The organism is Pseudomonas sp. WP18 (genome assembly GCF_036689585.1).
In the GTDB taxonomy this organism is placed as follows: Bacteria; Pseudomonadota; Gammaproteobacteria; order Pseudomonadales; family Pseudomonadaceae; genus Aquipseudomonas; species Aquipseudomonas chlororaphis_E.
In genome coordinates, this window is the sequence record NZ_CP144758.1 from 3,950,796 (window position 1) to 3,964,919 (window position 14,124).

Sequence of the window (14,124 nt, forward strand, 5' to 3'; positions counted from 1 at the left end):
ACAATTTTCCCGCCGCGTAAACCACGGATCTCAATCAAAGGGTTCTACGGCATAATGCCGCTGCAACAGACTCGCCAGAGGACACCACCCCCATCTCTTTCTGGAAACGCCCGATGCGCCCGACCGAAAATCTCAAGGACTACCAGCGCGTGCGCACCCTGGCGATCCGTTCGTTGTTCGAAATCATCGAGCAATCCAGTGAAGGCACGGTCATCGTCGACCGGGACGCGAATATCGTCTGGATGAACGAACGCTACGCCCGGCGCTTCGGCCTGAACTCGGCACAGGAAGCGATCGGCCGAGCCTGCGAGAGCGTAATCCCCGGTAGCCTGCTGCGGGAGGTGGTGCGTACCGGGCAGCCGATATTGCTCGACATGCAGGAGATGCCTAAGGAGCCGCTGGTGGTGATGCGCCTGCCGATCCATGACAGCGCCGGGGCGGTCATCGGCGCCATCGGCTTTGCCTTGTTCGGGGAACTGCATCGCCTGTCGCCCATGCTCAAGCGTTACTTGAGCATGCAGGAAGAACTGGCCTCCACCCGTTCGCTGCTGCGGGCGCGGCAGACCAAGTACAACTTCGCCCATTTCATCGGCACCAGCAGCGCCGGCCTGGAGGTCAAGCGTCGTGCCCGGCGCAGCGCCAGCGCCGATTCGCCAGTGCTGCTGCTGGGCGAAACCGGCACCGGCAAGGAACTGCTGGCCCAGGCGATCCACAGTGCCTCGCCCCGGGCGCACAAAGCCTTTGTCAGCATCAACAGCGCGGCGATCCCCGAGGCGCTGCTGGAGGCCGAGTTCTTCGGCACCGCGCCCGGCGCCTTTACCGGGGCCGACCGCAAGGGCCGCGCCGGCAAACTGCAGATTGCCCAGGGCGGTACTTTGTTCCTCGATGAGATCGGCGACATGCCGCTGCCGTTGCAAAGCAAACTGCTGCGGGTGCTCCAGGAAAAAGAGTACGAGCCGGTGGGTTCCAACGCAGTGCTGCAAAGCGATGTGCGGGTGATCGCCGCCACGTCCATGGACCTGGAAGCGGCCATCAAGCGCGGCGAGTTCCGCGCCGACCTGTATTACCGTCTCAATGTGCTGCCGATCCAGGTTCCGCCCCTGCGCGAGCGCCTCGACGACTTGCCCGCCCTGAGCGAAGCGATCCTCGAAGACCTGCGCAGCCAGCACGAACTGAACCCCGACGCCCTCCACCTGCTGGGGCAACACGCCTGGCCGGGGAACATCCGCGAACTGCGCAACGTGCTGGAACGGGCCGCGTTGCTCAGCGACAACGTGCTGCTCACCGCCACCGACATCCGCGCGGCCATCGGCACTTTCACCCCCGTGACCCGCAGCACCAGCCCGGCCCTGGAGCCGCTGCCCCAGGAAACCTTCAGTCAGGCCCGGGCGCGATTCGACCGGCAGTTGATCGAAACCACCCTCGCGCAATGCGGCGGCAAGGTGGTCGACGCGGCGCAGCGATTGGGACTGGGGCGGTCGACGCTGTACAAGAAAATGGTGGCGCTGGGGATTGCCGAGTCTCAATAACGGGACGATTGTCTCTTTTTTTAGATCACGCCTTTGTTGAGCGCTTCGCGCTCTTCGCGGGCAAGCCCGCTCCCACATTTTGACAAGACACCACGTCTAATGTGGGAGCGGGCTTGCCCGCGAGGAGGCCTGTACCCCCCTGAAAATCTCAAAACAGAGACAAATCCTTTCCAGCTCACACTGCTCACAAAATAATTCCTTAAATTTCAGCAAGTTACCTACCTGGCACAGAACTCGCTAAAGCCTCCGTCACCGCTTCACCACAACAATAACAATCCCAGGAGACACACCATGAGTGTGATCATTGCCCTGGCAGCCCTTGCGCTGCTGATGGTCGCCGCCTACCGTGGCTACAGCGTTATCCTCTTCGCCCCCATCGCCGCCCTCGGCGCCGTCCTGCTCACCGACCCTGCCGCCGTGGCCCCTGCATTCACCGGGGTGTTCATGGAGAAAATGGTCGGTTTCATCAAACTGTACTTTCCGGTGTTCCTGCTCGGCGCGGTGTTCGGCAAGCTGATCGAGTTGTCGGGGTTCTCCCGCTCCATCGTCGCGGCGGCCATCCGCTTGCTGGGCACTCGCCAGGCGATGCTGGTGATCGTGCTGGTCTGCGCGCTGCTGACCTATGGCGGGGTGTCGCTATTCGTGGTGGTGTTCGCGGTGTACCCGTTCGCCGCCGAGATGTTCCGCCAGAGCGACATTCCCAAGCGGCTGATCCCGGCCACCATCGCCCTTGGTGCGTTCTCCTTCACCATGGACGCGCTGCCCGGCACACCGCAGATCCAGAACATCATCCCCAGCACCTTTTTCAACACCACGGCCTGGGCCGCGCCCTGGCTGGGCGTGATCGGCACGCTCTTCGTGTTCAGCGTCGGCATGCTGTTCCTCCAGCGCCAGCGCAACAAGGCCCAACGCCTGGGCGAAGGCTATGGCACACAGTTGCGCAACGAGCCGGAAACCGCCGAAGACATCCAACTGCCCAACCCGTGGATCGCCGTTTCGCCGCTGCTGGCAGTGGGCATCATGAACCTGCTGTTCACCCAATGGATTCCCCAGTGGTACGGCAAGAGCCACAGCCTGGCGCTGCCGGGCATGGCTGCCCCGGTCACCAGCGACATCGCCAAGCTCACCGCGATCTGGGCCGTGCAGGCGGCCTTGCTGGTGGGCATTCTCATGGTCCTGGCGTTTGGCTTCCGGGCCATTCGCAGCAAGTTGGCCGAAGGCAGCAAAAGCGCGGTGGGCGGTGCCCTGCTGGCGGCGATGAACACCGCATCGGAATACGGCTTCGGCGCGGTGATCGCTTCGTTGCCAGGGTTCCTGGTCCTGGCCGACTGGCTCAAGAGCATCCCCAACCCGCTGGTCAATGAAGCCGTGACCGTCACACTGCTGGCGGGCATCACCGGTTCCGCCTCGGGCGGCATGAGCATCGCCCTGGCGGCCATGTCCGAGAGTTTCATCAGCGCTGCCCACGCCGCCAACATTCCCCTGGAAGTGCTGCACCGCGTGGCCGCCATGGCCAGTGGCGGCATGGACACCCTGCCGCACAACGGCGCGGTGATCACCCTGCTGGCGGTCACCGGCCTGACCCACCGTGAAGCCTACAAAGACATTTTCTGCATTACGCTGATCAAGACCCTCGCGGTCTTCGTCGTGATCGGCGTGTTCTACGCCACTGGCATTGTGTGAGGTTCCCATGACGACAACCCTTTCGGGCAAGACTGCCCTGGTCACCGGTTCTACCAGCGGCATCGGCCTGGGCATCGCCTTGGGCCTGGCCAAGGCCGGCGCCAACCTGATCCTCAATGGCTTTGGCGATGCCTCGGCGGTGATCGCCGAGGTGCAACAGTTCACCGGCCGGGTCGGCCATCACCCGGCCGACGTCAGCGACCCGGCGCAGATCGCCGACATGCTCGCCTACGCCGAGCGCGAGTTCGGCGGCGTCGACATCCTGGTGAACAACGCCGGGATCCAGCACGTGGCCGCCGTGGAAGACTTTCCGGTGGAGCGCTGGGACTCGATCATCGCCATCAACCTGTCCTCGGTGTTCCACGCCACTCGCCTGAGCCTGCCGGGCATGCGCGCCAAAGGCTGGGGCCGGATCATCAACATTGCGTCGGTGCACGGCCAGGTCGGCTCGGTGGGCAAGGCCGCCTATGTCGCGGCCAAGCACGGGGTGATCGGCCTGACCAAGGTGGTCGGCCTGGAAACCGCCACCAGCAACGTGACGTGCAACGCCATCTGCCCCGGCTGGGTGCTGACGCCGCTGGTGCAGAAACAGATCGACGACCGCATCGCCAGCGGCGTCGACCCGCAGCAGGCCCAGCATGACTTGCTGGCCGAGAAGCAGCCGTCCCTGGAATTCGTCACCCCGCCGCAGTTGGGCGAACTGGTGTTGTTCCTGTGCAGCGAAGCCGGCAGCCAGGTGCGTGGCGCGGCGTGGAATATCGACGGTGGGTGGCTGGCGCAGTAAGTCCCCATCTCCAAGGCGAGAACGCCTTTGTGGCGAGGGAGCTTGCTCCCGCTGGGGTGCGTAGCGCCCCCGATTTGCGGCCGCTTCGCAGCCGAGCGGGAGCAAGCTCCCTCGCCACAGAAGCACTTCTCACAGCAAGCTCCCTCGCCACAAATAGCACCTTGTGCTGCAATGTTTGTAAGCCCCTATAAAAGAATAAGAGGCACGCCATGTCCGACACCCTCTGGCAACCCACCCCCGAACGCATCGCCCAGTCGCGAATGGACGCCTTTCGCCGGTTCGTCAACGCCCGACACGCTCTGCAACTCGACGACTACCCGGCCCTGCACGCCTGGAGCATCGACCAGCGCGAAGCCTTCTGGCAGGCCATCGTCGATTTCTTCGAGATTCACTTTCACCAGGCGCCCCGCGAGGTTTTGGTGGAAGGCCCGCAAATGCCCAGTGCCCGGTGGTTCCCCGGCGCCACCCTGAACTTTGCCGAACATCTGTTGCGCCGTCGCGACGAGGCCGTCGCGGTGGTGGCCATCGATGAAGACGGCGGCCAGGAACAACTGACCTGGGCCGAACTCGCCGCCCAGGTCGCCGGCCTGCAACGAAGCCTGCGGGCCGCCGGCGTCACCCAGGGCGATCGCGTGGCCGCCTGCATGCCCAACACCTGGCAGACACTGGTGGGCATGCTCGCCACCACCAGCCTGGGGGCGATCTGGTCTTGTTCGTCACCGGACTTCGGCACCCAAGGCGTCATCGATCGGTTCGGCCAGATCGAACCCAAGGTACTGATCACCTGCGCCGGTTACCGCTACGCCGGCAAGGTCATCGACCAGCGGGCCAAGGTCAACGAAATCCTCCAGCGGCTGCCGTCGCTGCAGCAACTGATCGTGCTGCCCTACGCCCAGCCGCAAGCACGCCCGGACGACTTCAAGACCCCGGCCCGCGTCGCCTTGTGGGCAGACTTCTACCACAGCGGCGGCGAACCGGAGTTCACCGGCGTGCCCTTCGACCACCCGCTATACATTCTCTATTCCAGCGGCACCACCGGCGTGCCCAAGTGCATCGTCCACGGCACCGGCGGTGTGTTGCTGCAGCACGTCAAGGAACACGGCCTGCACGTCGATCTCGGCCCCCAGGACCGGCTGTTCTATTACACCACCTGCGGCTGGATGATGTGGAACTGGCTGGTGTCGGCCCTTGCGGTGGGCAGCGCCGTGGTGCTCTACGACGGCTCGCCGTTCCATCCAGGCCCCGAGCGCCTGCTGGACCTTATCGACCAGCAGCGCATCAGCGTGTTCGGCACCAGCCCGAAATTTCTCGCCGCCCTGGAGAGCCAGGGCCTGAAGCCGCGGCACAGCCATGAGCTGGGCAGCCTGAAGACCCTGCTGTCCACCGGCTCGGCGCTGGCGCCCCACAGCTACGATTATGTGTACCGTGACGTCAAGCCAGACGTCTGTCTCGCCTCAATGTCCGGCGGCACCGACATCGTCTCGTGTTTCGTCAATGGCAACCCGCTGTCAGCGGTGCGCCGGGGCGAAATGCAGGGCAAGAGCCTGGGCATGGCCGTGCAGGTCTGGAACGACGCCGGCAAAGCGGTCATCGGCGAGAAAGGCGAACTGGTGTGCACCCGGCATTTCCCGGCGATGCCCATTGGCCTGTGGAACGACCCCCAGGGGGAAAAGCTGCGCGCGTCCTATTTCGCCCAGTTTCCCGGCGTGTGGGCCCAAGGCGATTATGCCGAGGAACTGCCCCACGGCGGCCTGCTGATCCACGGGCGCTCCGACGCGGTGCTCAACCCCGGCGGCGTGCGCATCGGCACGGCGGAAATCTATCGGCAGGTAGAAAAGATCGAGCAGGTGCTCGACAGCGTTGCCATCGGCCAGCAATGGCAGGGCGACGTGCGGGTGGTGCTGTTCGTGCGGTTGCGCGACGGGGTGGCGTTCGATGAGGACCTGGCCCAGCGGATCCGTCAGGTCATCCGCGCCAACACCACGCCGCGCCATGTTCCGGCGAAGATCCTGCCGGTCACCGACATTCCACGAACCATCAGCGGCAAGGTGGTGGAGCTGGCGGTGCGCAACGTGGTGCATGGCGAGGCAGTGAAGAACACCGACGCCCTGGCCAATCCCGAGGCGCTGGAGCAGTTTCGGGAGCGGCCGGAACTGGCCAGTTAGGCGCCCTTGTGGTGAAGGGATTATCTGTGGCGAGGGGATTTATCCCCGTTGGGTTGCGCAGCAACCCTCAAACCTGTCAACTCGGTGCATCAGACAGAAGGGGTTGGCCTCATGGGGGCTGCTTCGCAGCCCAGCGGGGATAAATCCCCTCGCCACAAGGAGTCGGTTTTTTCCCGTCAATCCACCAACCCCCACTCCCCCGCCGCCGGATCAGCCGGCGGCGCGGCGCCCGACTCGGCATGCAGCTTCAGGCGCAAGCGCAGGTTGTTCGCCGAGTCGGCATTCTTCAGCGCCTGCTCCTCGTCGATGGCGCCTTCCACCACCAGGTTGAACAGGGCCTGATCGAAGGTTTGCATGCCCAGCTCTTCCGATTTTTCCATGATGCCCTTGAGCTCGCTCAGTTCGTTGCGCCGGATCAGGTCGGCCACCGTGGGCGAGCCCAGCATCACCTCCACCGCCGCGCGGCGCTGGCCGCTCACGGTGCGCACCAGGCGCTGGGAGATGAAGGCCTGGAGGTTGTTGGCCAGGTCGCTGAGCAGTTGCGGCCGGCGCTCTTCGGGAAAGAAATTGATCACCCGGTCCAGGGCCTGGTTGGCGTTATGGGCATGCAACGTGGAAATCACCAGGTGCCCGGTGTCGGCGAAGGCCAGGGCGTGTTCCATGGTTTCCCGGTCGCGGATTTCACCGATCAGCACCACATCCGGCGCCTGGCGCAGGGTATTTTTCAGGGCGGCGTGAAAGCTGCGGGTGTCGACACCGACCTCACGCTGGTTGATGATCGACTTCTTGTGCCGATGGATATACTCCACCGGGTCCTCGATGGTGATGATGTGGCCACTGCTGTGGCGATTGCGGTAATCGATCAACGCCGCCAGGGACGTCGACTTGCCGGACCCCGTGGCGCCGACGAACAGGATCAGCCCCTGTTTGCGCATCACGCTCTCCAGCAGCACCGGAGGCAGCTTCAGGTCTTCGAAGCGCGGGATGTCCAGCTTGACGTTGCGGATCACCATGGACACGTCGTTACGCTGCTTGAAGACGTTGACCCGGAACCGCCCGACGCCGGCGAGGGAAATTGCCAGGTTCATTTCCAGCTCTCGATCGAACTCAAGGCGCTGTTCGGCGTCCATCAAAGACTCGGCGAGCCCGGCAATGTCGCCAACCTTGAACGCCTGGGAACCCAGGGGCTTGAGCACCCCCTCGAATTTCGCGCACGGCGGTGCACCGGTGGACAGATAAAGGTCGGAGCCATCCTGGCTCGCCAGGATTCGCAACAAGGGATCGATTTCCATGGACTGAAACTTCCGCGAGGCATCAATGAAACAAGCTGACCCGAGCATGCACCTCTTCAGACCAACCCGCGCTTACCGTCCTCGAAGGATAGTAGACACCGCCACACAGACATGATTTCCAGGGATTCCGTGATGAACGCAACACCTGTCGGCAGCGACACCCAGGGCCTGATCGCCCGCCTGGACTGGGCCTCGAGCCCGCTGGGCGCTGCCCACACCTGGCCCCAGAGCCTGCGCACCGCCATGGACATCATGCTCCATTCGCCGATGCCGATGGCCCTGCTGTGGGGCCCGCAGCTGTGCCAGTTGTACAACGACGCCTTTGCCCGACTCATCGGCGACAAGCACCCGCGCACGTTCGGCCAGCCGACCCACCTCGCCTGGCCCGAGCTCAAGGCCGCGACCGAGACGATTTATGAACGGGTATTGCAAGGCCATGGCCATGCCTGCCGCGACCAGCAATGGCGCGTGCCCTTCGCCGGCCGCCTGTGCGACGTGTGGCTGGACCTGACCTACAGCCCGGTGCATGACGAAGGCGGTCACGTCGCCGGCCTCCTGGTCACGGCCATCGAGACCAGCGAACGCCGACGCCTGACCCAGGAGTTCGAGCGCCGCTCCGAAGCCAGCCTCAAGGCCCAGCATGAAAGCGAAGAACGCCTGCAACTGGCCCTGGCCGCTGCCGATGCGCTGGGCACCTGGGACTGGGACATCCGCGAGGACCGCTTCGTGGCCGACGCGCATTTCGCCCGCCTGCATGGCGTCGACCCGAACCTGTCGCGCCAGCTCCCCATCAGCGCCTACCTTGAAGGCGTGCACCCCGAAGACCGGGCCATGGTTGCCCGCAGCATCAGGCACTGCATCAGCCACGGCACCGAATACGCCGAGGAATACCGCCTGGTGCAGCCCACGGGCGAAATGCGCTGGGTGTTCGTCCGGGGCCGCTGCTACAAGGATCGCCACGGTCGGCCGAAGCGTTTCCTCGGCGCGGCCCTGGACCTCACCGAGCGCAAGCACGCCGAGCAGGCGCTGCGCCAGAGCCAGAACGAGCTGCAACTGATCATCAACGCCATGCCGATCCTCATCAGTTACGTGGACCGCGACGAGCGTTTCCGGCTGAACAACAGCGCCTACCTGGACTGGTACGGCCTGACCCCACAAGAACTCTACGGCAAGACCATCCGCGAAGTGCTCGGTGAAGAAGCCTATGCCTTGCGCGCCGCGCACATCGCCGAGGCCCTGGCGGGCCACCCGTGCAGTTTCGCCATCGAGTCGGCCCACCGCGATGGCCGGCCGCGCCATGCCCTGACCAACTACCTCCCGCGCCGTGGAGCGGACGGCGCGGTGAACGGCTTCTACATCTTCGTGATCGACGAAACCGAGCGCAAGAAGACCGAAGAAGCCTTGCGCAACCTCAACGAGACCCTGGAAGACCGGGTGATCGCCCGCACTCGCCAACTGGCCGAGGCCAACCAACGCCTGCAAGAAGAAATGTTCGAGCGCGAGCGCGCCGAAGAAGCGTTGCGCCACGCCCAGAAGATGGAAGCGGTCGGCCAGCTCACCGGCGGCATCGCCCATGACTTCAACAACATGCTCACCGGGATCCTGGGCAGCCTTGACCTGATGCAGCGCTACATCGCCAATGGCCGGGTGGCGGAAATCGGACGCTTCACCGAAGCGGCCGTGTCCTCGGCCAACCGCGCCGCCGCGCTGACCCATCGGCTCCTGGCGTTTTCCCGTCGCCAGTCCCTGGACCGCAAGCCGCTGGACCCCAATGACCTGGTGCACTCGCTGGAGGACCTGCTCCGGCGCACCACCGGCGAGCACATCGTGCTGCGCCTGCAACTGGGCCACGAGCTGTGGCCGGTCAGCACCGACGCCAGCCAGCTGGAAAACGCCCTGCTCAACCTGGTGATCAACGCCCGGGACGCCATGCCCGACGGCGGCGAGCTGGTCATCGAAACCGCCAATGTCTACCTCGACGGCAATGACATCGACACCCTGGAACCGGTCAAGGCCGGCGACTACGTGATGATCGCCGTCAGCGACAACGGCAGCGGCATGACCCCTTCCGTGCTGGCCAAGGCCTTCGATCCGTTCTTCACCACCAAGCCCATCGGCCAGGGCACCGGCCTGGGCTTGTCGATGATCTACGGCTTTGCCCAGCAGTCCGGTGGACACCTCAACCTGGACAGCGTGCCAGGCCTGGGCACTCGGGTGCAGTTGTACCTGCCACGCCTGCGCATGACGCCCGCCGAACAGCCTGCGACAGCCGGGACGGTGGAGGTGCCGGCGGCGATCGCCGGGGAAACCGTGTTGCTGGTGGAGGACGAGCCCGCAGTGCGGATGCTGGTGCTCGACCTGTTGGAGGCGCTGGGCTACACCGCCCTTGAAGCCCGCGACGCGAGGACCGCACTGCCGTTGTTGGAGTCAGGACAACGCATCGACCTGCTGGTGACGGACGTCGGCCTGCCGGGCATGAATGGCCGGCAACTGGCGGAAATCGCCCGCCAGCACCGGCCTGACCTGAAGGTGCTGTTCATGACCGGTTACGCGCAGAAAGCCGCCGAGCGCCAGGGGTTTCTCGACCAGGGCATGGACATGGTGGCCAAGCCGTTTACCCTCGACCTGCTGGCGACCAAGATTCGGGCGATGATCAACCATGACAGCTGAGTTGAGGCATAATCGCCGCCCCGTTACGTTCAGGTCCGCGCCACCATGAAAGCCCAAGCCCGCCATATCCTGGTGAAAACCGCCGAAGAAGCCGAACAGCTCAAGCAGCGCATCGCCAAGGGCGAAGCCTTCGACGTACTGGCGAAGAAGTATTCCACCTGCCCTTCCGGCAAGCGCGGCGGCGACCTGGGTGAGGTCCGGCCGGGGCAGATGGTCGGCGCAATCGACGCGGTGATTTTCAAGAAGCCGTTGCGGGTGGTGCACGGGCCGATCAAGAGCAAGTTCGGCTATCACTTGGTGCAGGTGTTTTACCGGGATTAGCCTGGAAACCGCCCCTGTGGGAGCGGGCTTGCTCGCGAAGGCGGTGTGTCAGGTTGTATCAATGTGACTGACCCACCGCCTTCGCGAGCAAGCCCGCTCCCACACGACGTTCTGTGGTGGTTTCATGGACGGGGGATCAGCGCTCCCGGCACCTGGATCACCCGGCTCGCCAACAAATGCCCGGCCTCGGCGGCGTCCACCGGGCTGCCGCCCAGCAAGCGGCTCGCCAGGTAGGCGGCGCTGAACGAATCCCCGGCCGCCGTGGTGTCCACCACGCGCTCGACGCGTTGGGCGGGCACCTCGTAAGACTGCCCCTCGTAGCGGATCAAACAGGCCTCGGCACCGCGCTTGAGCACCACCTCAGGCGTGCCCAGAGGCGCATAGGCGGCAAACACCGCGTCGCTGTCCTGATGACCGAACAACGCCTGCTCGTCGTCCACCGTCAGCAACGCCAGCGTCACATGGGGCAGGACGCTGCGATACGCCGCCCGAGCCGCGTCAATCGAGGCCCAGAGCCTGGGCCGGAAATTGTTATCGAACACCACCTGGGCCCCGCGCCGGCGCGCCTCGACCAAGGTTTCGATGAGCTTGACGCGCCCCTGCTCCCCCAGCACCGCCAGGGTGATGCCGCTGAAATACAGCACGTCATAGCCCGGCAGCGCCGCCAGGATCGGCGCGGCGGCCGGGGTGGTGAAGCAATCACGCACCGCCGCCTCGTTGCGCCAGTACAGAAACCGCCGCTCGCCGGCCGCGTCGGTCTGGATGCAATACAAGCCCGGCAGGCGCCCGGGCAAGCGCTGGACCCGTTCCAAGCCGATGTTTTCCGCCGCCCAGCCCTGGCACATGGCGTCGCTGAAACTGTCATCGCCCAAGGCCGTGACGTAATCCACCGCGCCCCTGTCGCCCAAGGCACGGGCCAGGTACACCGCGGTGTTCAGGGTATCGCCGCCGAAACTCTGGTGCAGGCTGCCGTCGGCGCGTTGTTGCAGTTCGATCATGCACTCGCCGATCAGGGCGATGCGGGGTTTGGGGTTGCTCATGGATGATCCTGATAATTCAGCGGTGTCTGGCAGCCGCTATCGCGAGCAAGCTCGCTCCCACAAGGGGATCATGGCGATCACAAATTTTGTATTCACAACAATCCAGTGTGGGAGCGAGCTTGCTCGCGATAGCCGCAACTCGGTTCAAAGACTAGAAACACGTATCCATGCTCTCGACCACCCGCAACTCCTCATCCACCAAGCACCCCACCCGCCACTTATCAAAGGTCAGGCACGGATGCGAGGTGCCGAACGAAACGATATCGCCGACCCGCAACGCCACCCCCGGCGCCACGGTCATGAACGCATGCTGGTCCATCACCGCCGTCACCTGGCAACCGCTCACGTCGTCGCCCGCCACCGAATCCGAACCCGGCGTGTAGCGCTTGAGCGGCACCGGCAAGCCCGCGTCATAGGCCACGTCGCGCTTGCCCAGGGCGATCACCGCGAAACCCGGCTCCGGCAGCGATTGCACGTGGGCCCAGACTTCCAGGGCCGGGCGCAAGCCTTCGTGCAGGTCATTGCGACGCTCCAGCACGCAGCACTGGGCCTCTTTGTAGATCCCATGGTCGTGGGCCACGTAACTGCCGGGGCGCAGCACACTGAGGAAGCGCCCATGGGCGTTCTGGGCCTCGAACGACTCGGCGATCAAGTCGTACCAGGCCGACCCCGAGGCGGTGATGATCGGTCGATCGATGGCAAACGCGCCGCTGTCTTGCAACTGCACCGCCAAACTGACCAGGGACGCGGCGAACGCGCGGATGCCGCTGATGGCGTGGTCACCGTGGATCACGCCCTCGTAACCCTCGATACCGGTCAGTGCCAGCGCCGGTTGCGCCCGGATCGCCTCGGCCAGGGCCAGCACTTCAGCCTCCGTACGGCAACCACAACGCCCACCGACCACGCCGTACTCGATCATCACGTTCAATGTCACACCGCGAGCGGCAAAGAACGCGCCCAGGTCGGCCACGTTGTCTGGGTGATCGACCATGCAATGGAAGTCGAACGCCGGATCGGCGAGCAAATCGGCGACCAGGGCCATGTTCGGCGTGCCCACCAGTTGGTTGGCCATCAACACCCGGCGCACGCCATGGGCGTACGCGGCACGGGTCTGCACGGCGGTGGCGAGGGTCAGGCCCCAGGCGCCGGCGTCGAGCTGACGACGGAACAGGGCCGGGGTCATGCTGGTCTTGCCGTGGGGCGCGAGTTCGGCACCGCTATTGCTGACGAACGCCTGCATCCAGCGGATGTTGTGCTCCAAAGCCTGGCGATGCAGCACCAACGCCGGCAGGCTGACGTCGCGCAACAGGTGAGCCCCCACGGTGGCGGCGCCCTTCTCTACGGCTGCGTCCTGAATGGCAGAAGACATGGTCGAACTCCTCTCGCGGTCGCGGATGACCGCTATTGTCTATTCATTGATGCGCCGGGCCAGGTGGTTGGCGCTTTCGATCAGCACCCGGCGATAGTCGGCGTAATTGTTCTTGGCGTCGGCCCGTGGGGCGACGATGCACAGGGTGGCGATGGCGACACCGTTCGGGTCTTTGACCGGTGCGGCGAAGCAGTGGGTGAAGGTGTCGGCCACGCTGTCGAACGAGAAGAACCCCTCGTCGCCGGCCTGGCGGATTTCCCTCAGGAACTGCTCCAGAGGCAGGCGCTCGCCGTCTGGCAGGATGAAGTCATCGGGGTCGATCAGGTCGATGATCTGCTGGTCGCTCAGATGCGCCAGCAACAGGCGACCGGAGGCTGTCCAGGGGATGGGCGCGTTTTCGCCGATGTCCGATGAAATACGGAAATGCCGTTCGCCCTCCTTCATCAGCGCCACGGTGTATTTGCGCCCGTTGAGCAGGCACATCTGCGCGGTTTCCCGGGTCTGGCGCACGATGTCCTGCAAGGCCTGGTCGGCCTCGCGGCTCAGGTCGAAATGACGCAGGTGCGCCTGGCCGAGAAAGTACAACTGGCGGCCCAGGTAAACATGGCCGTCCTTGCCCACCGGTTCGAGGATGCGTCGCTCCAGCAGCGACGCCACCAGCTCATAGACCGTGGACTTGGGGCTGCCGATGCCGCTGGCGATGTCGTTCGGACGCAGCGGCTGGCCGATTTCCTTGAGGAAATCGAGGATATCGAACGCCCGATCCAGTCCCCGGGCCCGGCGTTTGATGGTGTCTTCGGTCATGTCTTGGGTTTCCATTCAGTTGGCCACGAGTGTAATCAGACTACTGCGCCACCCACAGGTGATCACTTTTTCTTGTAGGCCACGCAATCGATCTCGACCTTGCAATCAACCATCATGCTGGCCTGCACACAAGCCCGGGCCGGGGCGTGTTCCGGGCTGAAGTATTCGCCGAACACCTTGTTGAAGCTCCAGAAATCCCGCGGGTCGTCCAGCCACACGCCACAGCGCACCACGTCTTCCAGGCCATAGCCGGCCTCTTCGAGAATGGCGATCAGGTTCTTCATCGTCTGGTGCGTCTGCTCGACGATCCCGCCAACGATGATCTCACCGTCCACCGCCGGCACCTGGCCGGACACGTGCAGCCAGCCATCGGCCTCCACGGCCCGGGCGAAGGGCCGAGGCTGTCCGCCGCCTGCGCTGCTGCCAGTGCCGTAACGGGTAATGCTCATGGGTGTTTCTCCTTATGC

At 64.6% G+C, this 14,124-nt stretch carries 11 protein-coding genes; 6 read left to right on the forward strand and 5 right to left on the reverse strand.

Annotated elements, in window-relative coordinates; genetic code table 11:
• Nucleotides 1-113: 113 nt before the first annotated feature.
• From V5F23_RS17400 to V5F23_RS17415, 4 genes are all read left to right on the forward strand, one after another.
• Nucleotides 114-1,529: a sigma-54-dependent Fis family transcriptional regulator gene (locus V5F23_RS17400; RefSeq protein ID WP_042732359.1), complete on the forward strand. Its 1,416-nt coding sequence runs from the start codon at nt 114-116 to the stop codon at nt 1,527-1,529.
• A 291-nt stretch (nt 1,530-1,820) separates the two neighbouring features.
• Nucleotides 1,821-3,212 (forward strand): GntP family permease, encoded by a 1,392-nt coding sequence (locus tag V5F23_RS17405; protein WP_042732360.1) that lies wholly within the window; start codon nt 1,821-1,823, stop codon nt 3,210-3,212.
• 7 nt (nt 3,213-3,219) lie between these two features.
• Nucleotides 3,220-3,996, forward strand: coding sequence for a 3-hydroxybutyrate dehydrogenase (locus V5F23_RS17410; RefSeq protein WP_042732361.1), 777 nt, complete (start codon nt 3,220-3,222; stop codon nt 3,994-3,996).
• Nucleotides 3,997-4,205: 209 nt separating this feature from the next.
• Entirely contained in the window at nt 4,206-6,161 is a 1,956-nt protein-coding gene (locus V5F23_RS17415) for an acetoacetate--CoA ligase (RefSeq protein WP_042732332.1), read from the forward strand.
• Nucleotides 6,162-6,337: 176 nt separating this feature from the next.
• Here the strand turns inward: V5F23_RS17415 and V5F23_RS17420 are convergent, their stop codons facing one another.
• Complete coding sequence (locus V5F23_RS17420) at nt 6,338-7,453, reverse strand: PilT/PilU family type 4a pilus ATPase (protein WP_042732331.1); 1,116 nt, start codon at nt 7,451-7,453, stop codon at nt 6,338-6,340.
• Between the two features lie 132 nt (nt 7,454-7,585).
• On the opposite strand from V5F23_RS17420, the gene V5F23_RS17425 reads away from it, so the two are divergent.
• Nucleotides 7,586-10,123, forward strand: coding sequence for a PAS domain-containing sensor histidine kinase (locus V5F23_RS17425; protein ID WP_042732333.1), 2,538 nt, complete (start codon nt 7,586-7,588; stop codon nt 10,121-10,123).
• 45 nt (nt 10,124-10,168) lie between these two features.
• A complete protein-coding gene (locus V5F23_RS17430) occupies nt 10,169-10,444 on the forward strand; it encodes a peptidylprolyl isomerase (protein ID WP_019690952.1) in 276 nt (91 codons plus the stop codon).
• Between the two features lie 122 nt (nt 10,445-10,566).
• Here the strand turns inward: V5F23_RS17430 and V5F23_RS17435 are convergent, their stop codons facing one another.
• From V5F23_RS17435 to V5F23_RS17450, 4 genes are all read right to left on the reverse strand, one after another.
• Complete coding sequence (locus V5F23_RS17435) at nt 10,567-11,484, reverse strand: sugar kinase (RefSeq protein ID WP_042731869.1); 918 nt, start codon at nt 11,482-11,484, stop codon at nt 10,567-10,569.
• Between the two features lie 151 nt (nt 11,485-11,635).
• Nucleotides 11,636-12,853 (reverse strand): amino acid deaminase, encoded by a 1,218-nt coding sequence (locus tag V5F23_RS17440; RefSeq protein ID WP_042731868.1) that lies wholly within the window; start codon nt 12,851-12,853, stop codon nt 11,636-11,638.
• A gap of 39 nt (nt 12,854-12,892) precedes the next feature.
• Nucleotides 12,893-13,657, reverse strand: coding sequence for an IclR family transcriptional regulator (locus tag V5F23_RS17445; protein WP_042731867.1), 765 nt, complete (start codon nt 13,655-13,657; stop codon nt 12,893-12,895).
• A 62-nt stretch (nt 13,658-13,719) separates the two neighbouring features.
• On the reverse strand, nt 13,720-14,106 hold the full coding sequence (locus V5F23_RS17450) for a RidA family protein (RefSeq protein WP_042731866.1): 387 nt from the start codon (nt 14,104-14,106) through the stop codon (nt 13,720-13,722).
• Nucleotides 14,107-14,124 lie beyond the last annotated feature (18 nt).

Bases quoted from the DNA above. Each gene is read 5' to 3' on its own strand.
- V5F23_RS17400 (WP_042732359.1), top strand. From the start codon at position 114: ATGCGCCCGACCGAAAATCTCAAGGACTACCAGCGCGTGCGCACCCTG.
- V5F23_RS17405 (WP_042732360.1), top strand. From the start codon at position 1,821: ATGAGTGTGATCATTGCCCTGGCAGCCCTTGCGCTGCTGATGGTCGCC.
- V5F23_RS17410 (WP_042732361.1), top strand. From the start codon at position 3,220: ATGACGACAACCCTTTCGGGCAAGACTGCCCTGGTCACCGGTTCTACC.
- V5F23_RS17415 (WP_042732332.1), top strand. From the start codon at position 4,206: ATGTCCGACACCCTCTGGCAACCCACCCCCGAACGCATCGCCCAGTCG.
- V5F23_RS17420 (WP_042732331.1), bottom strand. From the start codon at position 7,453: ATGGAAATCGATCCCTTGTTGCGAATCCTGGCGAGCCAGGATGGCTCC.
- V5F23_RS17425 (WP_042732333.1), top strand. From the start codon at position 7,586: ATGAACGCAACACCTGTCGGCAGCGACACCCAGGGCCTGATCGCCCGC.
- V5F23_RS17430 (WP_019690952.1), top strand. From the start codon at position 10,169: ATGAAAGCCCAAGCCCGCCATATCCTGGTGAAAACCGCCGAAGAAGCC.
- V5F23_RS17435 (WP_042731869.1), bottom strand. From the start codon at position 11,484: ATGAGCAACCCCAAACCCCGCATCGCCCTGATCGGCGAGTGCATGATC.
- V5F23_RS17440 (WP_042731868.1), bottom strand. From the start codon at position 12,853: ATGTCTTCTGCCATTCAGGACGCAGCCGTAGAGAAGGGCGCCGCCACC.
- V5F23_RS17445 (WP_042731867.1), bottom strand. From the start codon at position 13,657: ATGACCGAAGACACCATCAAACGCCGGGCCCGGGGACTGGATCGGGCG.
- V5F23_RS17450 (WP_042731866.1), bottom strand. From the start codon at position 14,106: ATGAGCATTACCCGTTACGGCACTGGCAGCAGCGCAGGCGGCGGACAG.